At 70.5% G+C, this 25,778-nt stretch carries 21 protein-coding genes and 1 pseudogene; 11 read left to right on the top strand and 11 right to left on the bottom strand.

The window, feature by feature from the left end:
* Position 1: 1 nt before the first annotated feature.
* The 6 genes and pseudogenes from AC1UKG_RS23450 to AC1UKG_RS23475 form a co-directional block, all read right to left on the bottom strand.
* Positions 2-1,117 (bottom strand): acetate/propionate family kinase, encoded by a 1,116-nt coding sequence (locus AC1UKG_RS23450; protein WP_482643019.1) that lies wholly within the window; start codon positions 1,115-1,117, stop codon positions 2-4.
* Positions 1,114-3,189, bottom strand: a complete 2,076-nt coding sequence (pta, locus tag AC1UKG_RS23455) for a phosphate acetyltransferase (RefSeq protein WP_018744086.1) — start codon at positions 3,187-3,189, stop codon at positions 1,114-1,116. Before pta ends, AC1UKG_RS23450 begins: the two co-directional genes overlap by 4 nt.
* Before the next feature lie 90 nt (positions 3,190-3,279).
* Positions 3,280-3,474: a DUF6104 family protein gene (locus AC1UKG_RS23460; RefSeq protein WP_018726034.1), complete on the bottom strand. Its 195-nt coding sequence runs from the start codon at positions 3,472-3,474 to the stop codon at positions 3,280-3,282.
* Positions 3,475-3,536: 62 nt separating this feature from the next.
* On the bottom strand, positions 3,537-7,286 hold the full coding sequence (locus AC1UKG_RS23465) for a multifunctional oxoglutarate decarboxylase/oxoglutarate dehydrogenase thiamine pyrophosphate-binding subunit/dihydrolipoyllysine-residue succinyltransferase subunit (protein ID WP_018744085.1): 3,750 nt from the start codon (positions 7,284-7,286) through the stop codon (positions 3,537-3,539).
* Between the two features lie 180 nt (positions 7,287-7,466).
* Positions 7,467-7,594: pseudogene (locus AC1UKG_RS23470) on the bottom strand (ABC transporter ATP-binding protein); the annotation flags it as partial.
* A gap of 95 nt (positions 7,595-7,689) precedes the next feature.
* Complete coding sequence (locus AC1UKG_RS23475) at positions 7,690-8,388, bottom strand: hypothetical protein (RefSeq protein WP_018744084.1); 699 nt, start codon at positions 8,386-8,388, stop codon at positions 7,690-7,692.
* A gap of 158 nt (positions 8,389-8,546) precedes the next feature.
* Between AC1UKG_RS23475 and AC1UKG_RS23480 the strand changes: the two genes are divergently transcribed.
* From AC1UKG_RS23480 to AC1UKG_RS23520, 9 genes are all read left to right on the top strand, one after another.
* A complete protein-coding gene (locus tag AC1UKG_RS23480) occupies positions 8,547-9,248 on the top strand; it encodes a response regulator transcription factor (RefSeq protein WP_018744083.1) in 702 nt (233 codons plus the stop codon).
* Complete coding sequence (locus tag AC1UKG_RS23485; protein ID WP_018744082.1) at positions 9,245-10,795, top strand: sensor histidine kinase; 1,551 nt, start codon at positions 9,245-9,247, stop codon at positions 10,793-10,795. Before AC1UKG_RS23480 ends, AC1UKG_RS23485 begins: the two co-directional genes overlap by 4 nt.
* A gap of 61 nt (positions 10,796-10,856) precedes the next feature.
* The gene (locus AC1UKG_RS23490; RefSeq protein ID WP_018813956.1) at positions 10,857-12,464 is read left to right on the top strand and encodes a trypsin-like peptidase domain-containing protein; all 1,608 of its coding nucleotides are present in this window, start codon (positions 10,857-10,859) and stop codon (positions 12,462-12,464) included.
* Between the two features lie 321 nt (positions 12,465-12,785).
* Complete coding sequence (locus AC1UKG_RS23495; RefSeq protein WP_018813955.1) at positions 12,786-13,892, top strand: glycosyltransferase family 4 protein; 1,107 nt, start codon at positions 12,786-12,788, stop codon at positions 13,890-13,892.
* Between the two features lie 143 nt (positions 13,893-14,035).
* Positions 14,036-14,866, top strand: a complete 831-nt coding sequence (locus AC1UKG_RS23500; RefSeq protein ID WP_018744079.1) for a patatin-like phospholipase family protein — start codon at positions 14,036-14,038, stop codon at positions 14,864-14,866.
* Positions 14,866-15,882 (top strand): 1-acyl-sn-glycerol-3-phosphate acyltransferase, encoded by a 1,017-nt coding sequence (locus tag AC1UKG_RS23505; RefSeq protein WP_482642416.1) that lies wholly within the window; start codon positions 14,866-14,868, stop codon positions 15,880-15,882. Before AC1UKG_RS23500 ends, AC1UKG_RS23505 begins: the two co-directional genes overlap by 1 nt.
* Before the next feature lie 9 nt (positions 15,883-15,891).
* Positions 15,892-16,209, top strand: coding sequence for a divalent-cation tolerance protein CutA (gene cutA / locus AC1UKG_RS23510; protein WP_018744077.1), 318 nt, complete (start codon positions 15,892-15,894; stop codon positions 16,207-16,209).
* Positions 16,210-16,339: 130 nt separating this feature from the next.
* Positions 16,340-17,383, top strand: coding sequence for a fatty acid desaturase family protein (locus tag AC1UKG_RS23515; protein WP_482642424.1), 1,044 nt, complete (start codon positions 16,340-16,342; stop codon positions 17,381-17,383).
* 127 nt (positions 17,384-17,510) lie between these two features.
* Positions 17,511-18,662: an FHA domain-containing protein gene (locus AC1UKG_RS23520; protein WP_018744075.1), complete on the top strand. Its 1,152-nt coding sequence runs from the start codon at positions 17,511-17,513 to the stop codon at positions 18,660-18,662.
* Positions 18,663-18,718: 56 nt separating this feature from the next.
* Here AC1UKG_RS23520 and rocD read toward each other — a convergent pair whose 3' ends face one another.
* From rocD to AC1UKG_RS23535, 3 genes are all read right to left on the bottom strand, one after another.
* A complete protein-coding gene (gene rocD, locus AC1UKG_RS23525; RefSeq protein WP_018744074.1) occupies positions 18,719-19,933 on the bottom strand; it encodes an ornithine--oxo-acid transaminase in 1,215 nt (404 codons plus the stop codon).
* Positions 19,934-20,743, bottom strand: coding sequence for a dimethylargininase (gene ddaH, locus AC1UKG_RS23530; protein ID WP_026325310.1), 810 nt, complete (start codon positions 20,741-20,743; stop codon positions 19,934-19,936). It abuts the gene before it with no gap.
* Between the two features lie 226 nt (positions 20,744-20,969).
* On the bottom strand, positions 20,970-22,340 hold the full coding sequence (locus AC1UKG_RS23535) for an FAD-dependent oxidoreductase (RefSeq protein ID WP_482642415.1): 1,371 nt from the start codon (positions 22,338-22,340) through the stop codon (positions 20,970-20,972).
* Positions 22,341-22,479: 139 nt separating this feature from the next.
* On the opposite strand from AC1UKG_RS23535, the gene AC1UKG_RS23540 reads away from it, so the two are divergent.
* Together AC1UKG_RS23540 and fabG are read left to right on the top strand one after the other, a co-directional pair.
* Entirely contained in the window at positions 22,480-23,919 is a 1,440-nt protein-coding gene (locus AC1UKG_RS23540) for a carbohydrate-binding protein (RefSeq protein ID WP_482642414.1), read from the top strand.
* A gap of 183 nt (positions 23,920-24,102) precedes the next feature.
* The gene (gene fabG / locus AC1UKG_RS23545; protein WP_018744070.1) at positions 24,103-24,858 is read left to right on the top strand and encodes a 3-oxoacyl-ACP reductase FabG; all 756 of its coding nucleotides are present in this window, start codon (positions 24,103-24,105) and stop codon (positions 24,856-24,858) included.
* On the opposite strand, the gene AC1UKG_RS23550 is transcribed toward fabG, so the two are convergent.
* Positions 24,831-25,355 carry a hypothetical protein gene (locus tag AC1UKG_RS23550; protein WP_018744069.1) on the bottom strand — a complete coding sequence of 175 codons (525 nt, stop codon included), beginning with the start codon at positions 25,353-25,355 and terminating at the stop codon, positions 24,831-24,833. The genes fabG and AC1UKG_RS23550 overlap by 28 nt on opposite strands.
* The gene (locus tag AC1UKG_RS23555) at positions 25,348-25,764 is read right to left on the bottom strand and encodes a hypothetical protein (protein WP_018813950.1); all 417 of its coding nucleotides are present in this window, start codon (positions 25,762-25,764) and stop codon (positions 25,348-25,350) included. Before AC1UKG_RS23555 ends, AC1UKG_RS23550 begins: the two co-directional genes overlap by 8 nt.
* Positions 25,765-25,778 lie beyond the last annotated feature (14 nt).

Below are 25,778 nucleotides of genomic sequence, written 5' to 3' on the forward strand. Positions count from 1 at the left end.
GTCAGCGTCGGCCCGCCACCTCCCGGGCGGCCCGGGCGATCTCCCGCTCCTCGTCGGTGCTGATGACGCAGACCGCCACCTCGCCCCCGTCCCGCGAGATGATTCGGTCGCCACTGCCGGCGTTGCGCTCCGGATCGATCGTGATGCCGAGTCGTTCCAGTCCGGCCAGGGCCGCCGCGCGGACCGGGGCGGCGTGCTCGCCGACACCGGCCGTGAAGGTCACCGCGTCCACTTGGCCGAGCAGCGCGTAGTACGCCCCGACGTAGCTGGTGATCCGGCGGCAGTACACGTCGAAGGCGAGGAGGGCGGCCTGGTCGCCGTCCGCCCGGCGGGCGAGTACCTCGCGCATGTCATTGGCGCCGGTGAGCCCGTACAGGCCGCTGCGGTGGTTGAGCAGGTCGTCGATGTCGTCTACGCCCAGCCCACCCTCCCGCCGCAGGTGAAAGATCACCGTTGGGTCCAGGTCGCCGCTCCGGGTGCCCATGACCAGGCCCTCGAGCGGGGACATCCCCATCGAGGTGGCCACGCTGCGTCCGCCGGCCACGGCCGCAGCGCTCGCGCCGTTGCCCAGGTGCAGGGTGATGGTGTTGGTGTCGGCGTACGGACGACCCAGCAGCTCCGCCGTGCGCCGGGAGACGTACGCGTGGGAGGTGCCGTGGAAGCCGTACCGCCGGATGCCGTACTGGTCGGCTGTCGCCCGGTCGATCGCGTAGGTGGCGGCGGACTCGGGCAGCGTGGTGTGGAAGGCGGTGTCGAAGACGGCGACCTGGGGAACCCTGGGCAGCGCTGCCCGGGCGACCTCGATGCCGGTCAGGTTGGCGGGGTTGTGTAACGGGGCGAGTGGCACCAGCTCCTGGATCGCGGTGAGCACCGCGTCGTCGATCAGGACCGGCTCGCCGAAGCGGCGACCACCGTGCACCACCCGGTGGCCGATGGCGGTGAGTCCGGTCAGGTCGAGCTCGGCGAGGATCCCCCGGATGGCGGTGCCGTGGTCCGCCGGCCCGCCCCCGGGTTCACCGATCCGCTCGACGGCGCCCCGGTCGAGGACGTCGTCGCCGTCGTAGAGCCGCCACTTGACCGACGACGACCCACAGTTGAGTACCAGCACCCGGCTCATTTGCCTGCCTCTCCGGCCTGGATCGCGGTGATCGCCACCGTGTTGACGATGTCCGGGACGGTCGCACCCCGGGAGAGGTCGTTCACCGGCCGGCGTAGCCCCTGCATTACCGGCCCGACCGCCACCGCCCGGGCAGACCGCTGCACCGCCTTGTACGTGTTGTTGCCCGTGTTCAGGTCCGGAAAGACGAAGACCGTCGCCCGCCCGGCGACCGTACTGCCCGGCAGCTTCGTCGCCGCCACCGTCGGGTCGATCGCCGCGTCGTACTGGATCGGCCCCTCGACCAGCAGATCCGGTCGGCGCTCCCGAACCCGTCGGGTGGCCTCCGCGACCTTCTCCACGTCGGCGCCGGCGCCCGAGCTGCCGGTCGAGTACGACAGCATCGCCACCCGCGGTTCGATGCCGAACCGGACGGCGGTGTCGGCGGACGAGATTGCGATGTCGGCGAGTTGGGCGGCGTCCGGGTCGGGATTGACCGCGCAGTCGCCGTAGACGAGTACCCGGTCGGCGAGCAGCATGAAGAAGACGCTGGAGGCGATGGAGACGTCGGGCAGATTGCGGATGATCTCGAAGGCGGGACGGATGGTGGCGGCGGTGGTGTGGGTGGCGCCGGAGACCATGCCGTCGGCGTACCCGGCCCACACCATCATCGTGCCGAAGTAGTTCGGCTGGGGCACGATGTCGTGGGCGAGGTCCGGGGTGACACCCCGGTGGGCGCGGAGCCGGGCGTACCCGGCAGCGAACTCGTCGCGCCACTCACTGGTGAACGGATCGACAACCTGTGCACCGGCGATGTCGACGCCCAACTCCCGGGTCCGCCGGGCGACATCGTCGGGCCGACCGAGCAGGGTCAGCTCGGCTACCCCCCGGCGCAGCAGGATCTCGGCGGCCCGCAGGATCCGCTCCTCGTTCCCCTCGGGCAGCACCACATGCCGGCGCTGGGTCCGGGCACGGTCGATCAGGTCGTACTCGAACATCAGTGGGGTTACCCGTTGCGATCGGGTGACCTGCAGCCGCCGGGAGAGATCGTCGGTGTCCACGCAGCGTTCGAAGGCGCCCAGCGCGGCCTCCACCTTGCGCGGGTTGCCGGCGCTCAGCCGGCCCTCGATTCGGTTGCAGGCGGCCACCGTGTCGTAGCTGTCGCTGGACACGGAGAGCACGGCGAGGCCCGGCCGTAGCCGCTCGACCAGCCGCATTGTGCGCGGGTCCGGCATTTCGCCGAGAGTGAGGACCAGCCCGGAGAGCGCGATCTGCCCCGCCACGTGCGCGGCGTTGGTGGCGACCAGGAGATCGTCCCGATCGCCCGGCATGATCACCAAGGCACCTTCGGTCAGGTGGTCGAGCAGCGTGGGCACGTGGGCCGCGCCGACGACATAGTCGAGTACGTCGCGGCTGAGCGCGGCGTCGTCTCCACCGAGCTGGGTGGCACCGAGCGCCGTCGCGACCTCGGCGACGGTCGGCGCCGACACGCTGGGCACCTCGGGGATCAGGTACGCGGGTACCGGCAGCTCGGGGAGGGTGAGCGGACCGGTTACCCGATTCGCGACGATCGCCAGCACCGTCGCGCCGAGGTCCGCCAGGTCGTGGTAAGCCCCCCGGGCCGCCGCCGCGATGGTGGCGGTCTCCTGCTCGTACCCGTCCACCACGGGGACCACGACGCTGCCGAACTCGGTCGCGAGCCGGGCATTGAAGGCCAGCTCGCGGGGGCCGGCTCCGTCGCCGCCATCGGCGAAGTCGCTGCCCACCACGACTACTGCGGAGAACTGCCGCTCGACCGCGCGGTACCGTTCGACGATGCGGGAGACGAGTTGCTCCCGCCGGCCTTCGGCGACCATCCCGGTGGCCTCGGTGTAGGTCGTGCCGGTGAGGTCCTCGATCGGCAGTTCGACCCGGTAGCGCTCGCTGAGTAGGGCGAGGATCGGGTCCGGCTGGTCGCCCCGGACCAACGGCCGGAAGACACCGATCCGGCCAACCTGCCGGGACAACAGCTCCGCCAGTCCCAGGGCGACCGTGGACTTGCCGCCGCCGGAACTCACGCTGGTCAGATACACGCTTCGTGCCACGAGATCCACTCTAGGAGCTCGCCGGGCGGTCCGCCCGGGTCCTTCGGCCGGGTCATCCGGCCCGGGGCCCGAGTGTTCAGCCCACGGGAGTTCGCGGTTCTACTCGTCGTCCTCGTCGTCCAGCCGAGCCAGGTAGGTGGCGAAGCGCTCGATCGGGGTCTCGAATTCGGGGTTCTGGTCGACGAAGTCGCGTAGGCGCTCGGCGAGCCATTCGATGCTGACCTGCTCGTCGCCGCGACGCTCGGTCAGTTCCTCGATCCCTCGGTCGGTGAAGTACATGCGTTCCTCGGTCACGTCGTGATGTGGGGGGCCGGGACGGTTGTCCCGGCCCCCCACCAATACGGGTGGGGTGGTGTCTACGGGCGGGGGAGTGCGGCGTCGAGCAGGGCGGAGAGCTCGACGTCGTGCATCTTGGCCGAGCCGACCGCCGGGGCGGCGGCCGCTGGGCGGGAGATGCGGCGCAGTCGTACCCCGTCCAGGTGTTCCAGCATGTTGAGCGCGACGAACGACCAGGCGCCCTGGTTGGCCGGCTCCTCCTGGACCCAGGCGAAGTCCACCGCGTTCGGGTACGCCGCGAGCGCGGCCCGAATTTCCTCGATCGGCATCGGGTAGAGCTGCTCGACCCGGATGATCGCGGTGTCGGTGATACCGCGATCCTGCCGGGCCTGGAACAGGTCGTAGTAGACCTTGCCCGAGCAGAGCAACACCCGCTTCACCTGCTCCGGGGCGGGGGCGCCCCCGTCCGGCAGCACCGGCTGGAAGGTGCCGTTGGTGAAGTCCTCGACCTGCGAGACGCAGAGCCGGTGCCGCAGCAGGGACTTCGGCGTGAAGACGATGAGGGGCTTGCGCTTCGGCGACAGGGCCTGGCGACGCAGCAGGTGGAAGTAGTTCGCCGGGGTCGTCGGGATGGCCACCCGCATGTTGTCCTCGGCGCAGAGCTGGAGGAACCGTTCCGGGCGGCCGGAGGTGTGGTCCGGGCCCTGGCCTTCGTGGCCGTGCGGCAGCAGCAGCGTGACCGCGGAGCGCTGACCCCACTTCACCTCTCCGGAGGAGATGAACTCGTCGATCACCGACTGGGCGCCGTTGACGAAGTCCCCGAACTGGGCCTCCCAGCAGACCAGCGCGTTGACGTTCTCCACCGAGTAGCCGTACTCGAAGCCCATCGCCGCGTACTCGGACAGGAGCGAGTCGTGCACGAAGAACCGGGACCGCTCACCGCCGACGGTGAGCGCCGCCAGGGGCAGGTGGTCGTCGCCGGTCTCGGCGTCAACGACGGAGGCATGCCGCTGTACGAAGGTGCCGCGGCGCGAGTCCTGGCCGGCGAGCCGGATGGTGACCCCGTCGTGCAGCAGCGCGCCGAAGGCAATGATCTCGCCGAAGCCCCAGTCGATGTTGCCCTCGCTGGCCATCTTGGCCCGCCGGTCGAGCAGCTGCTGGATCCGCTTGTGCGGGGTGAAGGCCTCCGGCAGGTTGCGATGCGCCTCGCCGATCGTCCGGATCACATCGGCGTCGGTGGCGGTCTCCACCGGTGGCTCCGGCTCATCCTCCCGCTTCGGGCGGCTGAGCTGGCGGGGTGCGGTGGCCGCGTCTCGGGTGGCCTTGAAGACCCGCTCCAGCTGCGCCTGATAGTCGCGCAGCAGCTCCTCCGCGTCCTCCACGGTGATGTCGCCCCGACCGATCAGCTCCTCGGTGTAGAGCTTGCGAACCGACCGCTTCGAGTCGATGATCCGGTACATCTCCGGGTTCGACATCGACGGGTCGTCGCCCTCGTTGTGCCCACGGCGCCGGTAGCAGACCAGGTCGATGACGACGTCCTTGTTGAACGTCTGCCGGTACTCGAAGGCCAGCTGGGCGACCCGCACCACGGCCTCCGGGTCGTCGCCGTTGACGTGGAAGATCGGCGCCTGGATCATCCGGGCCACGTCGGTGCTGTAGAGGCTGGAGCGGCTGTACTCCGGTGCGGTGGTGAAGCCAACCTGGTTGTTGACCACCACGTGCACCGTGCCGCCGGTGCGGTAGCCGCGTAGCTGGGACAGGTTCAGCGTCTCGGCGACGACTCCCTGGCCGGCGAAGGCCGCGTCCCCGTGCACCGCCAGCGGCAGTACGGTGTAGCCCTCCAGCTTGAGGTCGATCCGGTCCTGCTTGGCCCGGACGATGCCCTCCAGCACCGGGTCGACGGCCTCCAGGTGCGACGGGTTCGCCACCACCGAGACCTTGACCGAGTGCTCGCCGTCCGGAGTGGTGAACTTGCCGTTCTGCCCGAGGTGGTACTTCACGTCGCCGGAGCCCTGCGTCGAGCGCGGGTCCAGGTGCCCCTCGAACTCGGAGAAGATCTTCTCGTACGGCTTGCCGACGATGTTGGCCAACACGTTCAGCCGGCCCCGGTGCGCCATGCCGATGACGACCTCGTCCAGCCCATCCTCGGCGGAGGCCTCCAGGACCTCACCGAGCAGCGGAATCAGCGACTCGCCCCCCTCCAACGAGAAGCGCTTCTGGCCGACGTACTTGGTCTGGAGGAAGGTCTCGAAGGCCTCCGCGGCGTTCAGCCGGTTGAGGACGTGCTTCTGCTCGTCGACCGCCGGCTTCTCGTACTTGCGCTCAACCCGCTGCTGGATCCAGCGCCGCTCCTCCGGGTCCTGGATGTGCATGTACTCGATGCCGACCCGGCGGCAGTAGGTGTCGCGGAGCACGCCGAGGACATCGCGCAACTTCATCCGCTGCCGGTTGGCGAATCCGTTCACCGGGAATTGACGGTCCAGGTCCCACAGGGTGAGCCCGTGCTGGAGGACGTCCAGATCCGGGTGCTTGCGGATCTTGAACTCCAGCGGGTCGGTGTCGGCCATCAGATGGCCCCGCACCCGGTAGGCATGGATCAGCTCGTGGACCCGGGCAGTCTTGTTGATCTGACCCTCGCCGTCGATCGCGACATCGCGCATCCAGCGCACCGGCTCGTACGGGATGCGGAGCGAGGTGAAGATCTCGTCGTAGAAGCCGTGCTCGCCGAGGAGGACCTCGTGCATCACCTTGAGGAACTCGCCGGACTGTGCGCCCTGGATGATCCGGTGGTCGTAGGTGCTGGTCAGCGTGATGACCTTACTGACCGCCAACTCGGCGAGGGTGCCCTCGCTCATGCCTTGGTACGGCGCCGGGTACTCCATCGCGCCGACGCCGATGATCGCGCTCTGGCCGGTCATGAGCCGTGGCATCGAGTGCACGGTGCCGATGCCGCCGGGGTTGGTCAGCGAGATGGTGGTGCCGCCGTAGTCCTCCATAGTCAGCTCGTTCTTCCGAGCCCGCCGGACCACGTCCTCGTACGCCTGCCAGAACTGGCGGAAGTCCAGCTGCTCACAGGCCTTGATGGAGGGCACCACCAGGTTGCGGCTGCCGTCCGGCTTCACCAGGTCGATCGCGATTCCGAGGTTGATGTGCTCGGGGCGGACCAGCGTCGGCTTGCCGTCCACGACGGCGAAGGAGTTGTTCATCTCCGGGTGCATCACCAGCGCGCGGACCAGCGCGTACCCGACCAGGTGGGTGAAGCTGACCTTCCCGCCGCGGCCGCGGGCGAGGTGGTTGTTGATCACGATGCGGTTGTCGACCAGCAGCTTCGCCGGGACGGCGCGCACACTGGTCGCGGTTGGCACGCTCAACGAGGCGTCCATGTTCTGGACGATCTTGGCAGCGACCCCGCGTAGCGGTGCGGTCTGCGGGCCGGATGAGGCGGGCGTGGCGGCCGGCTTCGGGGGCGCGGGCTTCGTGGGCGCGGGCTTCGCGGCAGCCGGCTTCGCGGCGGGCTTGCTGGGAGCGGGCTTGCTGGGGGCGGCCTTGCTGGGAGCGGCCTTGGTCGACACGGATTTGTGCTCCGGGGTGGCAGCGGGCGGGGCGGCGGCGGGTTCCGGCCGGCCGTCGGGCTCCGGCTTCGCGGCCGGCTCGCCGTCCCGCGTCTCTCCCGCGCCCGGTGTGGGCCGGTAGTCGGCGAAGAAGTCGTGCCAGGCCGGGTCGACGCTGGTGGGGTCGGTGAGGTACCGCTGGTACATCTCTTCGACGATCCACTCATTTGGGCCGAAACCCGCCAGTGGGTTCTCCTGCGAGGTCTGCTGGGTCGACACGGCCGGTAATCGCCTCTTTCACGCAAGTTTGTGGGTTACGCCGAACGCCGGGGGCTCCCGGACACACGAGTCGGGTTCCAGGCTACGCCGTACCGAACCGATAGGAGTTTCCGACTCGACTCCGTGTGGGGTTTCACAGAAAATGCCAGCAGCCCGCCGATCGCTGCGGCTCCCGTCAGCTCCTGGTAACCGGCCCGGCTCCACCCGGAAGGAGAGTTCGTCGACCGCGCGAACGTTGCCGTAGATCTTTGTCAGCCCGGAGACCCGGATCTCGCCGGTGGTGTCGGGCTCGAGCGTCCATCCGTCATTCTTCTCCAAGTTGTGTCGGGACCACCACCCTCAGCTTTGCCGGGTGGCGCAAGCCCGCCTGCGGCCGAACTGCTGTCCGGCTCGGTTCGGTCGGTCAACCGGCGATCCAGGTGGCGCGCGCGTAGCCGAGGAGGTCGCCGTCCGGGCCGAACAGGCTGCTGTGCACCTCGGCTTTGCGGCCCTGGGCGCGGGTCAGCACCCCGGTCACCACGCACTCGTCGTGGGGGCGCGGCGTGGCCAGCACCACGGCGGAGATCCGGCCCAGCAGGTACGGCCGGCCGGGGGCGAGCACCGACCAGCCCCCGGGACAGTCCAGCGCCGCCCAGGCGGTGACCACGTCCGCTCCCGCCGGAACCCGGAACGGGGCGGCGGTGCGCCCGGCAGACAGCGGACCGGGAAAGATCCGCAGCCCGTCGGCGTGCTCCGGGCCGCACACGTAGCAGCGGGGAAACGGGTGGTTGACCAGCCCGGGGTAGTCGGCTGCGGCAGCCCGGGCGGTCGCCAGATCCACCGGCTCCGCCACCGGGTCGAAGGCGGCAACCGTCGCGATCTCGGCGATGAGGTGGCCGGCTGGATCGCGGACCTCGCCCGCCTCGAGGGTCAACGGCGTCTCCAGCGGCGGCGGCCGGCGCAGGGTCACCTCCACCGGCTCCACGTCGGGTCGAGGACGGTCGGGGGCGCGAGTGCCAGGTGCCGGTAGCGGGGTGCCCTGAGCCGCCGCCGCGAACGTACCCGCGCTCCACCCGCCGTTCGCCGAGCCCGGCGGGCCGTTGTACCGCGAGTCGATGATCACGCTGTCCTCCTCCGGTCGACGCCGGCCCGGTCGCCGGATCCGCCGGGCAGCCTCCCATGGTCATGCCGCAGCTGCCAGAGGCGGCCTGATCCTCCGCTCACAGGGCTTTCTCAGGAACCCCCCAGGCACGTCGCAGCCGGGACACGGATGATGGCGGCATGGCGGCTACCCAGACCGAGGCCCGACTGCTCGTCGTCGAGGACGATCCAAACATTCTCGAGCTGCTCTCCGCGAGCCTGCGCTTCGCGGGCTTCGACGTGGCGACCGCGACCAGCGGCAGCGCCGCGCTGAGCGCGGCGAAGGCCCACCGCCCCGATCTGGTCGTGTTGGACATCATGCTGCCGGACCTGGACGGGTTCGAGGTTATTCGGTTGCTGCGCGAGGGAGGCACCCGCACTCCGGTCGTCTTCCTGACCGCGCGGGACGCCACCGACGACAAGATCCGCGGTCTGACCCTGGGCGGCGACGACTACGTGACCAAGCCCTTCAGCCTGGAGGAGTTGACGGCGCGGATCCGGGCGGTACTGCGCCGCAGCGCCAGCGGTGAGCAGGCCCCGGCCCGGCTCACCTTCGCCGACCTCGAACTCGACGAGGAGGCCCACGAGGTGCACCGGGCGGGGCAGCGGGTGCAGCTCTCCCCGACGGAGTTCAAGCTGCTGCGGTACCTGATGCTCAACGCCAACCGGGTGCTCTCCAAGGCGCAGATCCTCGATCACGTCTGGAACTACGACTTCCGGGGCGACGACAACATCGTTGAGTCGTACATCTCGTATCTTCGGCGCAAGGTCGACAACACCCAGCCCCGGTTGATCCACACTCTCCGCGGGGTCGGGTACGTGCTCCGCAAGCCGGCAGCGTGAACGCCGTTTCGCAGGCGAAGGCCGGGCTGCGCCGGATTCCGCTCCGGGTCAAGCTGATCGCCGCGGTCCTCACCCTGGTGGCGGTCGCGCTCCTGGTGATCAGCACGATGACCACCGTCTTCCTCCGGAGCTACCTCATCGGCCAGGTTGACCGGGAGCTGGAGGGCTCGGCCGGCAACCTCGAAGCCAGCGCTTACCGCCCAACGGAGTTTGCCGTCCCGTTCGACTACGTGATCGTGTTGACAAACCCCAGAACCGGGGTGGTCGAAGACGTGGTGTACGACCGGAATCGGTTCGAGAGTCGGGACCTGCCCCCGGTGCCGGCGGACCCCGCGGGGTTTCGGCGCCTGGCCGGTGAGCCGTTCACTGTCCGCGCGGAGGGCAGCGATGTGCACTGGCGAATGCTCTACATAGAGCTGCCGGGCGGAGTGTGGCTCGCCGTCGGGCAGCACCTGATCGAGGTGGATCAGGCCGTCAAGCGGCTGGTCTGGATCGACCTGCTGGTGGGCACGTCGGTGCTGCTCCTACTCGCCTCGATCGGCGCGGGCATCGTCCGCGCCAGCCTGAAGCCCCTCGACGAGATCGAGCAGACCGCCGCCGCGATCGCCGGCGGTGACCTGACCCGTCGGGTGCCGGATCCCGAGGCGGGTAACCCTCAGCCGACCTCGGAGCTGGGGCGGCTGTCCCGGGCGCTCAACATGATGCTCACCCAGATCGAGGCGGCCTTCACCGCCCGCGCCGCCTCGGAGACCGCCGCCCGCGCTGCCGAAGCGACAGCTCGGGACGCCGCCGCGCACGCGCAGGCGTCCGAGTCCCGCGCTCGGAGCTCTGAGGAACGGATGCGGCAGTTCGTCGCGGACGCCTCGCACGAGCTGCGTACTCCGCTGACCACCATCCGGGGCTTCGCCGAGCTGTACCGGCAGGGCGCTGCGCGGGACCCCGAGCAGACCGGTGACCTGCTGCGCCGGATCGAGGACGAGGCAGCCCGGATGGGGCTACTGGTGGAGGATCTGCTGCTGCTCGCCCGGCTGGACCGGGAGCGTCCGCTGTCGCCGGCCCCGGTCGAGCTGCCGGTGCTGGCCACGGACGCGGTGGCGGCGGCCCGAGCGGTGGCACCGGACCGACGGATCGATTTGGACATCGTCCCGGGCTCCGGACCCCTGGTGGTGTATGGCGATGACGCGCGACTGCGGCAGGTGATCGGCAATCTGATGACCAACGCCCTGACGCACACCCCACCGGTGGCGTCGGTGACGCTCCGGCTGCGGTCCGAGGCCGGTGCGCTGGCGGTGGTGGAGGTCGCCGACACCGGACCGGGGCTCTCCGGTGAGCAGGCTGAGCGGGTGTTCGAGCGCTTCTACCGGGCGGATGTGGCCCGGACCCGCCAGACCAGTGGCAACACCGGGACCGGGCTGGGACTGGCAATCGTCGCCGCCCTGGTCGCCGCCCATCAGGGCACGGTGGAGGTGGCGCAGACTCCGGGCGGAGGCGCGACATTTCGGGTCCGGCTGCCCCTGGCGCCGGCGCCGGACGGTGACGAGGTGTAATTTCAGCCAATCCACAGCTGGTCTTCAGGCTGATCGAAGTGGTAGGGGAGAAGGTGGTTCCATGACCGACTACGAGTCCGACCCGCAGCGTCGGCAGACCCCCGGGGACGCCGAGCCGTCGCACCCCACGGTCGATCTGTCCCGCCTCGAGCGCACCCAGTCCGACTCTTCGGCCGCTACCCCCGGTGCGGACAGCAGCGCCACACTGCCCGCCGACACCTCGACCGACCACACTGAGGCGTTGCCGGCCTCGGTCCCGGACGTTCCGTCGTCGGCTGACCGCACGGAGGTGTTGCCGCCCGCGGTCCCGAATTTCTCGTCGTCGGCTGACCGCGCGGACGTGTTGCCGACCTCGGCTTCGGGCGGCCCGCCGTCGGCCGACCCGGTTGTGCCGTTCGCCCCGGGGCCCGGCGCCGCGCCCGTCACCGGGCCGCCCGGAGGGCACCCCTATCCACCCGGCTACTCGCCACCACACCCCGGCGCTCCCTGGTACGGGCCGCAGTCCATCGCCGGGAGTGGGGGGCAGCCGGGCGGGTACGGAGCCCCGTTCTACCCGGGTCAGCCAGCGCATCTGGCCGGGCAGCCCATGCCACCGTGGGTGGCGCCGCGGACCGGCCCGAATCCGGGCAGCCGGGTCGCGAAGTTCATCGGCGCGGGCGTCGCGGTGCTGGCCCTGATGTTCGGCTCCGGTGTCGCTGGCGGTGCGCTCGCACTCGCCCTGGGCGATGGCTCCGGCATCACGCGCACCTACTCCGCGGCCCCGATCATCGATAGCGCCGACCTGCCGCGGATCGCCGCCGCGGTGCAGCCCAGCGTGGTGTCGATCGGCACCGACACTGGCGGGGGCTCGGGTGTGATCCTCACCGCCGACGGATTCGTGCTGACCAACAACCACGTGATCGCCACCGCCAGCGGCGGCACCGTGCTGGTGACCTTCGCCGACGGCGAGACGGTGTCGGCGGAGATCACCGGCACCGACCCCAAGACCGATCTGGCGGTGGTGAAGGCCGCCGGGGTGAGCGACCTGACGCCGGCGGAGTTCGGCGACAGCGACGCGATGCAGGTCGGCGATCAGGTTCTCGCCCTCGGTAGCCCACTGGGCCTGCAGGGGTCGGTGACCGCCGGCATCCTCAGTGCGCGCGACCGCACCATCCAGGCCGGCGGTGCGGAGCAGGACCCGACGGCGGGCGCCACCTCGATCTCGGGGCTGTTGCAGACCGACGCGCCGATCAACCCGGGCAACTCCGGTGGGGCGCTGGTCAACACCCGGGGCGAGGTGATCGGGATCAACACCGCGATCGCCACCAGCGGCCAGGGCAGCACCGGCAACATCGGGGTCGGCTTCGCCATCCCCAGCAACAAGGCAAAGGATGTCGCCGAGAAGCTGCAACGGGGGGAGAAGGTCAGCCACCCCACCCTCGGCGTCAGCGTCACCCCCGCTGAGGGCGGTGGTGCCCTGGTGGCCGCGGTCACGCCCGACAGTGCTGCCGACCGGGCGGGCTTCCAGCAGGGCGACGTCATCATTCGGTTCGGGGACAAGGTGATCGGCGACTCCGAAGATCTGGTCGCGGTGGTCCAGGCCGGAAAGGTGGGCGACCGGGTGGATGTGACGTACAAGCGAAACAATGTTGAAGCGACGGCAACCGTGACGCTCGCCGAAGCGTCCTAAGAAGTGATGCCCGCCCAGGGCATCACTGCGATCGGGACTTTCCTCCTCCCTCCTGCGGCGGGTGGTGGAGCCAAGGGGGTTGGCTCCACCACCCGCCGCGTCCGTGGTGCCGGTGGTTCACCCCCGCGCGGGTGAACCACCGGCACCCTCTCCAGGCGCCGTTGGGTGAACCAGGACCGGCCGGGGTGGCGGGGGCGTGTGTCCGTCGTGTCCGGTTTACTCGGGTGGCAACCGGGAATCCGTCCCCGACTGGCAGCCGTGCCGTGCTGGGGGTGGGCATGGCGGTGCCCATGCCCCACCAGGGGCCGGAGGGGGGGACTCGTGGCGCGCAACCGCGGGGACGGCGGTGTGGCGGGGCGGCCACTACGGATCGCGATGGTGGTCCCGCCGTGGCTGTCGGTGCCGCCAGCCGGCTACGGCGGCCTGGAGCACGTCGTAGCCGCCCTGGTGGACGGGCTGATCGCCCGGGGGCACCCGGTGACCCTCTTCGGTGCGGGGGAGCAAACCGGGACCGCCGCCCGTTACGTCTCGACCGACGCCGAGCTGAAGTTTCACCGGATGGGCGAGGCGTTGCCCGAGCTGGCCCACCTCGTTCAGGTGAATCAGCGCGTCACGCCGGAACACTTCGACGTGGTCCACGACCACACCACGATCGGACCCCTGTTGGCCGGACGCCGGTCAGTGCCCACCATTGCGACCGTGCACGGCAACCCGGTCGGGGAGTATGGCACCGTCCTCGAGGAGATCGACCGGGGTGTCGGTCTGGTGGCCATCTCCCACGCCCAACGGCGGCTCAACCTGCGGCTGCCCTGGATCGGCACGGTGCACAACGCGCTGGACACCGAAGGTATCCCGCACAAGTCGCAGCCGGGCCGGGGGCCGGTGCTCTGGCTGGCCCGGTTCAGTCCGGACAAGGGACCCGATCTCGCCATCCGGGCCTGCCGGGCGGCCGGCCTGCCACTGATCCTCGCCGGCAAGTGCAACGAGCCAGCCGAACGTCGCTACTTCGACGAGGTGGTCCGGCCGATGCTGGACGACGATGTCACCGTCATCCTCGATGTCGACCGGGAGGACTCGTTCCGCCTGCTCCTCGACGCCCGCTGTCTGGTGCTGCCGATCCAGTGGGAGGAGCCGTTCGGGATCGTCATGCTGGAGGCGATGGCCACCGGGACCCCGGTGGTGGCGCTACGTCGCGGTGCTGTGCCGGAGTTGATCGTTCCGGGTCGTACCGGTCTGATCTGCGCGACCGGGGAGGAGCTGCCGGCGGCGCTGCGAAAGGTGGGCGAACTGGACCCCGCGCTCTGCGTCGCGCACGTGGCGGAGAACTTCTCCACCACAAGGCTGGTTGACGGCTACGAGGCGGTGCTGCGGCGGTTCGTCTCGGCGGTGGTACCCGCGCGAGAGCCTGCCCCCATCACCTTCCGCTGAGGGCCGCGGCCGGATCAGTCCGCGCGGGGAGGTGGCACGAACCCGGACAACCCGCGGCACTTGCTGACGCCGGATCAGTCCGCGCGGGGGAGGTGGGTGACGGGCCGGCGGGCGGGCGGCACAGCCATGCCAGGATGGCAGCTATGGCTCGGGGTCCGGTGGCGTTCGTGCTCGGTGGCGGCGGCATCCTCGGTGCGGTCGAGGTCGGCATGCTGCGCGCTCTGTTCCGCGCCGACATCCAGCCCGACCTGGTGTTCGGTACCTCGATTGGTGCGGTCAACGGGGTGCTGGTGGCCGCCGACCCGTCCACTACGGTCACCGACCGGCTGGTCCGGCTCTGGGCCTCCCCCGAGGCGAGCGAGGTGTACGGCGACTCGGTGGCCCGGCAGCTACGCCGGTTCGCCGCGCGGACCCATCTGCACTCACCGCGGCCACTGCGCAAACTGTTGGAGCGGGAACTCGGCGCCGACACCACCTTCGCGGACCTGCGGGTGCCCTTCCGCTGCTGCGCGGCGAATATCGAACGGGCCGCCGAGCACTGGTTCGACACCGGGCCGGTGGTGCCGGCCGTCCTCGCCAGCGCCTCCGTGCCGGGCCTTCTCCCCCCAGCCCAGATCGATGGCCAGCACTACATCGACGGGGGTGTGGTCAACTCGATCCCGATCGGCGAGGCGGTAGCCGCCGGAGCCACCCAGATCTTCGTGCTTCAGGTGGGACGGATCGAACGCGAGCTCAGCCCACCGCGGCGCCCCTGGGAGATTGCCCAGGTCGCGTTCGAGATCGCCCGCCGACATCGGTTCGCCCGCGAGTTGGCCGCCGTGCCCGACGGGGTCCAGGTGCACGTGCTGCCGACCGGAGGAGCCCAGCCCCGGGAGGACTCGCCGTGGGCGTACCGCGACCTGGCGGCGGTGGGGCGGCGGATCAGCCGGGCCTACACGGCCTCGCGGCGCTACCTGGCCCAGCTGGACCGCTGATGCGCCTACCACCCCGGTGGCTGCGCCGGCTGCTCCTGGCTCCGGGTGTGGTGGTGCTGGCGGTCACCGTGGTGACGACAGTGCCGGTGTGGGCCCTGCTCGCCCTGGCCGCCTCGCCGTTCGTGCCGGGTCGGCTGCGTCCGCTGCGACTGCTCTGGATCGGTCTGGTCTATCTGATGTGGGACGCGGCAGCGCTGATCGCGCTCTTCGTGCTCTGGGTCGCCTCCGGTTTCGGCTGGCGGGTCCGGTCCCCGGCGTTCGAGCAGGCGCACTACCGGCTCGCCGGCTGGTTTCTGCGGGTGCTGTTCTGGCAGGCCCGGTGGACCCTGCGGCTCTCCATTGAGGTGGCCGGCGCCGATCCGGACACGGCTCTGGCCGGACGGCCGGAGCTGGTGTTGTGCCGGCACGCCGGCCCGGGCGACTCGTTCATCCTGATCCATGCCCTGGTCAACTGGTTCCGTCGGGAGCCGCGGATCGTGCTCAAGCACACCCTGCAGTGGGATCCGGCAATTGACGTGTTGCTCAACCGGCTACCGAATCGATTTCTCGCGCCTGGACCGGACGGCCGCGCGGCGTTGCCCGAACAGATCGGTCAGCTCGCCGCGGGCCTGGATGATGACAGTGCCTTCGTGCTCTTTCCCGAGGGCGGTAACTTCACGCCGAAGCGTCGCCTGCGGGCGATCACCCGGCTGCGGGAACTGGGCCACGAGTTGATGGCGTCGCGGGCCGAGCGGATGCGCCACGTGCTTGCCCCGCAGCCGGGCGGGCTGCTGGCAGCGTTGGACGCCGCCCCCGAAGCCGGCGTCATCTTCGTCGCCCACACCGGCCTGGACCGGATGGTGACCATTGCCGATGTGTGGCGGGAACTTCCCATGGACAAACGAATTGTGATGCGGTTCTGGTCGGTGCCCCCGGAGGACGTGCCGGTCGGTGCGCAGGCGCGGATCGACTGGCTCTTCGACTGGTGGGGGCGGATGGACGCATGGATCGCCAAGCATCAGAACGGGTCCCCGTAGGGTGACTATGTGGAGGAGATCTGTGTGGTGACGACGGTGGTGGACGAGCGCTCGGCCGCCGGGGGGCTCGCGGACGCGGCGGTGGCCGCCCGCCTGGCGGCCTGCGCGCAGCTGGGCGGCCAGGTGGACAGCACGTACTGGTGGCAACAGCGCGTCGAGACCAACTCCGAATGGTCCGTGCAGTTCAAGACCGCCCCGGACCGCGTCGGCGCGTTGGTCGAGCAGATCCGGGCCAACCACCCGTACGACGTACCGGAGATCCTGGTGAACCGGGTGGAGAGCAACTCCGACTACGCCGCCTGGATCCACGAGCAGACCCGTCCGTAACCCGCCCGGTAGGGCCTACCCCACCGCCAACCTGGGGGCAAGCCGGCTTACTCGGCGCACCTGACCTCGGCAGACTCGGTTCCGGTGGTCGAGCTGACCGGCGCGACCGGAGCCGAGGAGGGGGTGGGCGATAATGCGGCAGCTGGTGGCGGATCCGCCGGTACGGGGCAGTGACTACGCCGAGTTGTCCCGGCGGATTCGGGCGGCGGGACTTCTGGAACGCCGTCCTGGGCGGTACGCGGTGCGGATCGCGTCAACCAGCGCGTTCTTCGGCGCGGTCTGGGCTCTGGTCATTCTCCTTGGTGACTCCTGGGGGCAGGCGGTGGTCGCGGTGCTGATGGCGGTCGCCAGCACCCAGGTGGCCTTCCTCGGCCACGACGCCGGGCACCGGCAGATGTTCCGGCGGCGGGGACCGAGCGAACTGGTCGGCCTGCTCGCCGGGAACCTGGCGGTCGGGCTCAGCTACGGGTGGTGGGTGGAGAAGCACAACCGGCACCACGCCAACCCCAACCACGCCGACGAGGACCCGGACGTGGGGGCGGGCGCGTTGGTCTGGTCGGTGGAGCAGGCCCGGGCGACCCGAGGGTTCGCTCGGTGGCTGGCTCGCCGGCAGGCGTTCCTCTTCTTCCCGATGCTGCTGCTGGAAGGGCTGAACCTGCATCTGTCGAGCCTGCGAGCCATCGCTGGGCGGGGGCCGGACGGGCGGTTCCAGACACCGATGCGGCACCGGGGTGCCGAGGCGTTGCTCATCGCCGCGCACACCGTCGGCTACGTTGGTGGCCTGCTGCTGGTGATGTCACCGGCGAAGGCGTTGGTCTTCGCGGTTGTCCACCAGGGGCTGTGGGGGCTGTACATGGGGTGTTCGTTCGCTCCGAATCACAAGGGCATGCCGATGCCGACCGCCGCTGACCAGCTGGACTTCCTGCGTAAGCAGGTGGTCACTGCGCGCAACGTGCGAGGCGGTCGGCTCGTCGATGTCGCGTTGGGCGGATTGAACCAGCAGATCGAGCACCACCTGTTCCCGAACATGCCGCGGGGCAACCTGCGCCGGGCCCAACCGATCGTCCGGTCCTACTGCGCGCAGCGGGGTGTTCCGTACGTCGAGGTGGGGCTGGTGGAGTCGTACCGGCAGGCGCTCGCGCACCTGCACGCAGTTGGCCAACCTCTACGTTAGGTGAGCAGCGGGTCGCGGTGGTGAGGTGCCGACACCGCTGGTCAGCTCCAGGTCGGCGGTGCCGGTAGGGTCTGCTCATGGCAGACGTGCGCACCGGGCGGAGGGCGACCTTCGTGGGGGAGATCCGATGAGATTCGAGATCAGTAAGGTGCTGGACGCCATTGAGGGCCGGGTATCCACCGACCCCTGGCTGACCCGCGCGGTGCTCGACCTGGCCGAGGTGATCCGCTACCAGGATATTGACGGCGGCCGGCCGGCCAGTCTGCTCCGCCTCGGCATGGTGATTGACGCCCTGGCGCGGCACCTGGAGGAGGACAGCGTCCCGGTCTACGCGGTGGTGCACCGGGGCGTGCTCTCCGACGCCGACCTGACGTCGAACGAGCGGATGGTGGTGCGGCGCTGGGCCGACGACGGCCTGGTGGAGGTGCTCGACAATCCCGGTGGTCGAATGCTGGAGGTCGCCGACCTGCTCGGGCTTCCGGTGCTGAGCCGGGCCCGGTTCGACGGGTTGCGGGGACGCTATCCCTGGGTGGCCGACCAGCCCGGTCGGGTGGTAGCCCCGGTACCCGCCCAGAGCGGGCCGACCTTCGTCGCGCATGTCGGTGGCGGGGGCGCCCCCGCCGCCGGGGACCGCTCGGTGGCCGGCAACAAGCTGTTGGCGCGGCACTGGCGGTGCCCCGAGTCCCCGTGTGCGCTCTTCGGTCAGGGCGGTGGGGGTGGGGCCTTCGCCGATCTCGCCGCGGTCAGCGATCGCAGTCCGGTGACGCAGCCACCGCCCAGCCTGCGCGGCGCAGTGCCGACCTGCCCCCGGCATGGCGCTCGGCTCAGCGACGCGGGTCCGCGTCCTCGGTCGGCGGTGTTGGCGGTCCGGGTCGGTGGTTTGATCCGGCGCCGGTTCGTGCTCACCGACTCCGAGCCGGTACTGGTCGGGCGTGCTCCGGAGGCGGACGACGGGATTGTCCTCGGCCAGTGGCTCAACGACGAGGCCCGCCGGTGGATCAGCCGCAGCCACCTGCGACTGGAGCTGCGCGTCGGCGAGATCATCGTCACCGACGTGAGTACCAACGGTTCGGGGATCCGGCCGAACGGGTCGATGGTGGAGGCGGAGCGTGTCCCGCTGGCGCCGCAGCAGTCTCGGGTGCTGGCCGAGGGGGAGATGGTGGAGCTGTACCCGGGCGTGCAGGTTGGGCGCCCGGACGAACTGCCGGCTGGCGCGCCGTACACCCCGGCCTCGGTGATGGCCGAGGCGCCGACGATGGCGATGCGCCTGCCGCGTTGACCCGGCCACCGCAGGGTGCCGGGCCGTGACCCGGCTCCCCCGCGGTGGTACGAGGGCTATTCGGTGAGGATCGCCGCGAGCTGCGCCACCGCGTAGTCGGTCTCTTCCTCGGTGATGACCAGGGGCGGGGCCAGGCGGAGGGTGGAGCCGTGGGTGTCCTTGGCGAGGACACCGCGGCTCATCAGCCGTTCGCTCGCCTCCCGCCCGCTCATCAGGGTCGGGTCGATGTCCAGGCCGGCCCAGAGCCCGCGGCCCCGGACCGCGAGCAGGCCCTTGCCGACCAACGCCTGGAGCCCGGTGTGCAAGCGGGCGCCGAGTTCGGCGGAGCGGCGCTGGAACTCGCCGGTGGCCAGGAGTCGGACAACCTCGGTGGCGACCGCGGCGGCAAGGGGGTTCCCGCCGAAGGTGGAGCCGTGCTGGCCTGGTTGGAGCACGCCGAGAACGCCGGCATCCGCCGCGACGGCCGAGACCGGCACGATTCCGCCGCCGAGAGCCTTACCGAGCAGGTACATGTCCGGCACGACAGCTTCGTGTTCGCAGGCGAACGTGGTGCCGGTCCGGCCAAGACCGGACTGGATCTCGTCGGCGAGGAGGAGCACGTTCCGGTCGGTACAGACCCGCCGTACGCCGGGCAGGTAGCCGGGCGGCGGCACGATGACCCCCTGCTCGCCCTGGATCGGTTCGAGCAGCACCGCGACGGTGTTCTCGTCGATGGCGGCGGTCAGCGCCGTCAGGTCGCCGTAGGCGACGAGGCGGAAGCCCGGGGTGTACGGCCCGAAGTCGGCGCGCGCGTCCTCGTCGGTGGAGAAGCTGACGATGGTGGTGGTGCGGCCGTGGAAGTTGCCCTCGGCCACCACGATGTTCGCCTGTTCCGCCGCGACTCCCTTGACCTGGTAGCCCCACTTGCGGGCCACCTTGATGCCGGTCTCGACGGCCTCGGCCCCGGTGTTCATCGGCAGCACCAGCTCCTTGCCGCAGAGCTGGGACAGTTCCCGGCAGAAGTCGGCGAACTGGTCGTGGATGAAGGCGCGGCTGGTCAGGGTGAGTCGGTCCAACTGGGCGTGGGCGGCCTCGACCAGCTTCGGGTGACGGTGTCCGAAGTTGAGCGCCGAGTAGCCGGCCAGGCAGTCCAGGTAGCGGCGGCCGTCCACGTCGGTCACCCAGGCGCCCTCGGCCGAGGAGATGACCACCGGCAGCGGATGGTAGTTGTGCGCTGTCCACCGTTGCGCATCGCGGACGGCCGCCGGCGTCCGTACCTCTTCTTTGATCATTCACTCGCCTCCCTGTCGGAGTCGCAACGTGCAGCACTTCGGGCCACCGCCGGCCTTACGCAGCTCGGACAGGTCGATCCCGATCGTCTGGTAGCCCCGCTCCCGCAGCTTCGCCGCCAAGCCGGTGGCCTGCGCCGGCAGGACGACGTGCTGGCCGTCGCTGACCGCGTTGAGGCCCAGGACCGCGGCGTCGGCCATGCTGGCGGTTACGGCGTCCGGGAAGAGCCGGCGCAGCACCGCTTGGCTGCCGGGGGAGAACGCCTCGGGGAGGTACGCGATGGTGTGCTCGTCCAGCACGGTCAACGCGGTGTCCAGGTGGTAGAAGCGGGGGTCCACCAGCTGCATGGTGAGGACCGGGTAGCCGAACACCTCCTGCAGCTGCGCGTGGGCGGCGTGCGCGGTCCGGAACCCGGTGCCGGCGAGGAGGTGGCCACCGGCGAGCAGGATGTCGCCTTCCCCCTCGTTGACGTGCTTCGGGTCGTGTACCTCAAGGCCGGCGGCTTCGAACCAGGCCCGGTAGGCGGGCGCCTCGTCGGCACGCTGCGGGTCCCGGAACTGCACCGCCATGGCCCGGTCGCCGAGAACCGTGCCGCCGTTCGCGGCGAAGACCATGTCGGGCAGGCCCGGTAGCGGGGTGATCTCCTCGACGGTGTGGCCAAGGTCCCGGTAGGTCTGGCGTAGTTGTTCCCACTGCCGGATCGCCAGGTCGACGTCGACTGGTGTGGCCGGATCCATCCACGGATTGATCGCATAGTCGACGGCGAAGTGTGTCGGCCGGCACATGAGGAAGCGCTGGCGAGTGGCGTCCATCGGCATTGTCCTGCTCCCAGGGTTGGGCGCGCCCCGGCCACCGTGGCCCGCGGGCTGGCGCCGTTGCTCCACGGTATGTGGGGCAGGTCAGCAGAATCCACCGTAGGAAGTTGCTTCGGCCGTCGGATCATTGCGTTTGACAGCTTGTTTGCAGCGTTTCATTGCAGGTGCTCTCCGGAGGGGGAGTCCCCGGCTGCTCCGGCCCGGAGGGGGAGGCGGACCCGCGTCACCGCCCGAGGGCGTCAACGGCCTTACGCGCGGCGATCAGCACCGGGTCCCAGACGGGGGAGTACGGCGGGGCGTACCCGAGGTCGAGGGCGGTCATGTCATCCACGGTCATGCCGTTCCAGAGCGCCACGGCCAGGGCATCGATCCGCTTCGCTGCCTCCGACCAGCCCACGATCTGGGCGCCGAGGAGCCGCCCGGTGGGCCGTTCGGCGATGAGTTTGACGGTCATCGGGCGGGAGCCGGGGAAGTAGCCGGCCCGGTTGGTGGACTCGGTGATCACCGAGACGAACTCGAAACCCGCCGCCGCGGCGTCCTGCTCCCGGAGCCCGGTGCGGCCGACCTCCAGGTCACAGACCTTGATCACCGCGGTGCCGATCACCCCGGGGAAGGTCGCGTACCCACCACCGATGTTGATGCCAGCGACCCGGCCCTGCTTGTTGGCGTGCGTGCCCAGTGGGATGTGTACGGGCATCCCGCTGACTCGGTGCAGGCACTCCACGCAGTCCCCGGCGGCCCACACGTCGTCAACTCCGGGCACCCGCATGCGCCGGTCCACCCGCAGGGCCCCGCTGGGCCCGATCGGCAGCCCGGCGGCCTCGGCGAGCGCGACGTTGGGGCGGACGCCGAGCCCGAGCACGACCAGGTCGGCGGGGATCGGCCCGTCGGAGGTGAGCACCGCGCAGACCCGCCCGTCTCGTTCCTGTAGACCGGTCACCTCCAGGCCGGTGCGGATCTGCACCCCCACCCCGTGCATGGCGTCGTTGACCAGCTTGGCCATGTCCGGGTCCACGGTCGACATCGGTTGACTGGCCTTCTCGACCAGGGTGACCTCCAGTCCACGCTGGATCAGCGCCTCGGCCATCTCGACTCCGATGTAGCCACCGCCGACCACGACCGCCTGGCGAGGGCGCGGATCGGTGTCCAGCCAGTCCCGCAGGGCGGCGCCGTCGTCGAGGGTCTGCACGCCGAAGACGCCCTTCACCCCGGTGCGTGCCCAGCCGGGCCGCAGCGGGTGGGCGCCGGTGGCGTAGACCAGGGTGTCGAATCGCTCGCGGACCTCGCCGCCGTTGGTCAGGTCCCGGGCGACCACCTCGCGCCGGTCGAGGTCGACCGCGGTGACCTCGTGCCGTAGCCGGACTCCGATGTTGAACCGTTTGCGGAATGTCGTCGGATCGCGGGCGACCAGCTGGTCGCGTTGCGGCACCAGGCCGCTTATCCAGTACGGGATGCCGCAGGCCGAGTAGGACGTGAATCCGCCCCGCTCGAAGGCAATGATCTCCAGGTCGTCCGGGCCGCGGCGGCGGCGGGCCTGGGATGCCGCGGCCATCCCGGCGGCATCGCCGCCGATGACGATCAACCGTTCTGCCATCAGCTCATCCTGCCATGGATCGACCCCGGACCGAGTGTGCTGCGTGGAGCTGGGGGAGATCGACATTGACAACTGCGTGGCAGGCACGTACAACTCGGTGAGAGCGCTCTCTCGACCCGTCCCCCAGAGAGGCACGTTCATGCACAACCCACCCGGGGCGTCTGCCGCCCTGCCCGCGAGACGCCGGAAGCGACTGGCGTTGGCGCTGTTCACTGCCCTCACCACCGCCGCCCTGGCCGGTGTCGCGGTCACCGCCAGCGCCGCCGTGCCCACGCCCGCCCCCGGCTGGAGTCTGGTCTGGAGCGACGACTTCGACGGTGCGGCCGGCACCCTGCCCTCCTCGGCCAACTGGATCATCGATCTCGGCACCAGCTACCCCGGCGGCCCGCCCAACTGGGGCACCGGCGAGATCCAGACGTATACCGACAGCACCGCCAACCTCAGTCACGACGGTGCGGGCAACCTACGAATCACCCCCTTGCGCGACTCGGCCGGCGGGTGGACCTCGGCCCGGATCGAGACCGTACGGACCGACTTCAAGCCGCCGGCTGGCGGCGTCCTCGCGATCGAGGGCCGGCTCCAGGTGCCGAACGTGACCGGGGCTCCGGCGGCCGGCTACTGGCCGGCGTTCTGGGCGCTCGGCTCGCCGTACCGGGGTAACTTCCAGAACTGGCCGAGCGTCGGCGAGTTCGACGTGATGGAGAACGTCAACGGGATCAACTCGGTGTGGGGCGTGCTGCACTGCGGCTACGCGCCGGGTGGGCCGTGCGACGAGTTCAACGGCATCGGGGCCGCCCGAACCTGCCCGGGAGCCACCTGTCAGTCGGCGTTCCACACCTACCGGTTCGAGTGGGACGCCTCGGTCAGCCCGCAGGAGCTGCGTTGGTACGTCGACGGCGAGCAGTACCACACGGTGACGCAGACCCGGGTCGGTGAGCCGGCCTGGTCCCAGATGACCAGTCACGACGGTTACTTCCTGCTGCTCAACGTGGCGATGGGTGGTGCCTTCCCGAATGGTGTCGCCGGGGGGACCACTCCGACCGCCGCGACGGTGCCGGGTCGGCCGATGCTCGTTGACTACGTCGCGGTCTACAGCCGAGGCGCTGGCACCGCTCCGCCGACCACCGCCCCGCCCACCACCGCGCCACCGACCACCCCACCGCCGGGCGGGGCGCGGGACGCGTACGCGACGATCGAGGCCGAGTCGTTCGACGGCCAGTACGGCGTACAGGTGGAGGACGCCACCGAGGGCGGGGAGAACATCGGCTATCTGCGCAACGGTGACTGGGCCCGGTACGACAACGTCGAGTTCGGCGCCACCGGACCCCGGGACTTCGTCGCCCGGGTCGCCTCCGGCGCCGGTAGTGGGGTGAGCGGGTTGGTCGAGGTGCGCCTGGACAGCCCGACCAGCCCACCGATCGGCAGCTTCGCGATCGGCAGCACCGGCGGCTGGCAGAGCTGGCGTTCGGTACCCGGCAACGTCGCCGGCCCCACCGGTCGCCACACGGTCTACCTGACCTTCACCAGCGGCCAGCCGAACGACTTCGTCAACGTCACCTGGTTCACCTTCCGCCGCTAGCGGTGCGAGCGGCCCTGGTCGGCTTCCTGTCGGCGTCAACCAGGGCCGCTCGCCGGCTCTTACCCTCGGTAGCGCGGCGGACAACCCGTCGAGCCCCCGAGCGGCGACCGCTTCCTGGCCGGGTACCGGGTCGAGTCGAGTGGGTTAAGCTCCTTCGATCGATCGAGGTTACTGGGAGGTAGCATGTCGGAGCAGCGGGTCGCGATCGTGACCGGCGCGGCGCGGGGCATCGGAGCGGCCACCGCCCGACGGTTGGCCGCCGACGGGTTGGCCGTAGCGGTGGTGGACATCGACAAGTCCGCGACCGATGCGACCGTCGCCGCCATCGCCGAGGCGGGTGGACGGGCGCTCGGCGTCGGTGCGGACGTGTCGGACCGGGCCCAGGTGGAGGCGGCCGTCGAGCGGGTCGCCGCCGATCTCGGCGCGCCCACCGTCCTGGTGAACAACGCCGGTGTGCTGCGGGACAATCTGCTGTTCAAGATGTCCGACGCTGACTGGGACACGGTGCTGGGCGTGCACCTGCGGGGTGCCTTCCTGTTCAGCCAGGCCACCCAGCAGCACATGGTCGAGCAGCGGTGGGGCCGGATCGTCAACCTCTCCAGCACCTCCGCGCTCGGCAATCGGGGGCAGGCGAACTACGCCGCGGCGAAGGCCGGTCTGCAGGGCTTCACGAAGACCCTCGCGATCGAGTTGGGCCCGTTCGGGGTGACGGTCAACGCGGTCGCTCCAGGTTTCATCGTCACCGACATGACCGCGGCGACGGCCGCCCGGATGAAGATTGACTTCGAGACGCTGCAGAAGCACGCTGAGGCGGAGATTCCGGTCCGTCGGGTGGGCCGCCCGGAGGACATCGCGCACACGATCTCGTTCCTGGCCAGTGCGGGCGCGTCGTTCGTCTCCGGGCAGGTCCTCTATGTCGCCGGCGGGCCGAAGGACTGATCCGGCGCGACCCGGGACGGCCTCGGCCGGCTGGCCAGAGCCAGGCCGAGGTCGTGGCGGGTACGCCAGAGCCAGAGCAGACCGAGCACCGGCAGCACCAGCGGGATGTAGCCGTACCCGCTGCCGAAGCCGGACCAGACCGTCTCGTCCGGGAACCACTCCGGCCGGGCCTGGCTGACCGCACCGACACCCACCACCCCGACCAACTCGACCGTGCAGCAGGCCAGTGCGATCAGGCGGCCGGTGCGACCGGCCCGGCCCAGCCCCACCGCCGCCACGATGTAGACCGCCGCGGCGAAGGCGGAGAGGAGGTACGCCATCGGCGCCGCCTCGAACCGGGTGGCGATCTGGAGGCCGGCCCGGCTGGTGGCGGCGATGGCGAAGAGCAGGTAGACCGCGATCAGGAGGCGGCCGGGACCGGAGTTGGTCCGCGTCCGATCGGCGGGTCGCCTCCGATCGGCGGGTTGCGGGCGTTCGGTGGGTTGCCGGTCAGCCACCGAGCACCGTCCAGGTCTGCTGGAGTCGGACCAGAACCACCGGGGTGACCAGGCAGATCGTGCAGACGATGGCCGACCCCCACCGGGTGGGCTCCATTCGCGCCAGCACCCAGGCCAGCGGGGGTAGGCAGACCAGGGTGGCCAGGTAGCCGAAGAAGGACCCCGGCTCATCCGGCCGCTGGCCCCCACCGAGGGCGATCAGGGTGACGACGGTGAGCACGAGCAGCGCCACTTCCAGCACGGCCAGGCCGGCGAACTGCGCCCGGTCCGGGGCGCGGTGCCGCAGGGTCGCCACGAGGGCCCAACCTGCGACGAGGAGGGAGAGCGCGATCGGGACGGCGGCGAGGAGCCCGTCGACTGGAAGGTCGCCAGCAGCGCTGGTGGTCGCGCTCGCTTCGGTCACCGGCACACTCTACTCATCCG

The sequence above is a fragment of the Salinispora sp. CH2A1_6 genome, assembly GCF_056820975.1.

What these genes read in the sequence shown, in the direction of transcription:
- AC1UKG_RS23450 (WP_482643019.1), bottom strand. Translation starts at nt 1,117, where the DNA reads ATGAGCCGGGTGCTGGTACTCAACTGTGGGTCGTCGTCGGTCAAGTGG.
- AC1UKG_RS23480 (WP_018744083.1), top strand. Translation starts at nt 8,547, where the DNA reads ATGGCGGCTACCCAGACCGAGGCCCGACTGCTCGTCGTCGAGGACGAT.
- AC1UKG_RS23490 (WP_018813956.1), top strand. Translation starts at nt 10,857, where the DNA reads ATGACCGACTACGAGTCCGACCCGCAGCGTCGGCAGACCCCCGGGGAC.
- AC1UKG_RS23500 (WP_018744079.1), top strand. Translation starts at nt 14,036, where the DNA reads ATGGCTCGGGGTCCGGTGGCGTTCGTGCTCGGTGGCGGCGGCATCCTC.
- AC1UKG_RS23505 (WP_482642416.1), top strand. Translation starts at nt 14,866, where the DNA reads ATGCGCCTACCACCCCGGTGGCTGCGCCGGCTGCTCCTGGCTCCGGGT.
- AC1UKG_RS23520 (WP_018744075.1), top strand. Translation starts at nt 17,511, where the DNA reads ATGAGATTCGAGATCAGTAAGGTGCTGGACGCCATTGAGGGCCGGGTA.
- rocD (WP_018744074.1), bottom strand. Translation starts at nt 19,933, where the DNA reads ATGATCAAAGAAGAGGTACGGACGCCGGCGGCCGTCCGCGATGCGCAA.
- ddaH (WP_026325310.1), bottom strand. Translation starts at nt 20,743, where the DNA reads ATGGACGCCACTCGCCAGCGCTTCCTCATGTGCCGGCCGACACACTTC.
- AC1UKG_RS23535 (WP_482642415.1), bottom strand. Translation starts at nt 22,340, where the DNA reads ATGGCAGAACGGTTGATCGTCATCGGCGGCGATGCCGCCGGGATGGCC.
- AC1UKG_RS23540 (WP_482642414.1), top strand. Translation starts at nt 22,480, where the DNA reads ATGCACAACCCACCCGGGGCGTCTGCCGCCCTGCCCGCGAGACGCCGG.
- fabG (WP_018744070.1), top strand. Translation starts at nt 24,103, where the DNA reads ATGTCGGAGCAGCGGGTCGCGATCGTGACCGGCGCGGCGCGGGGCATC.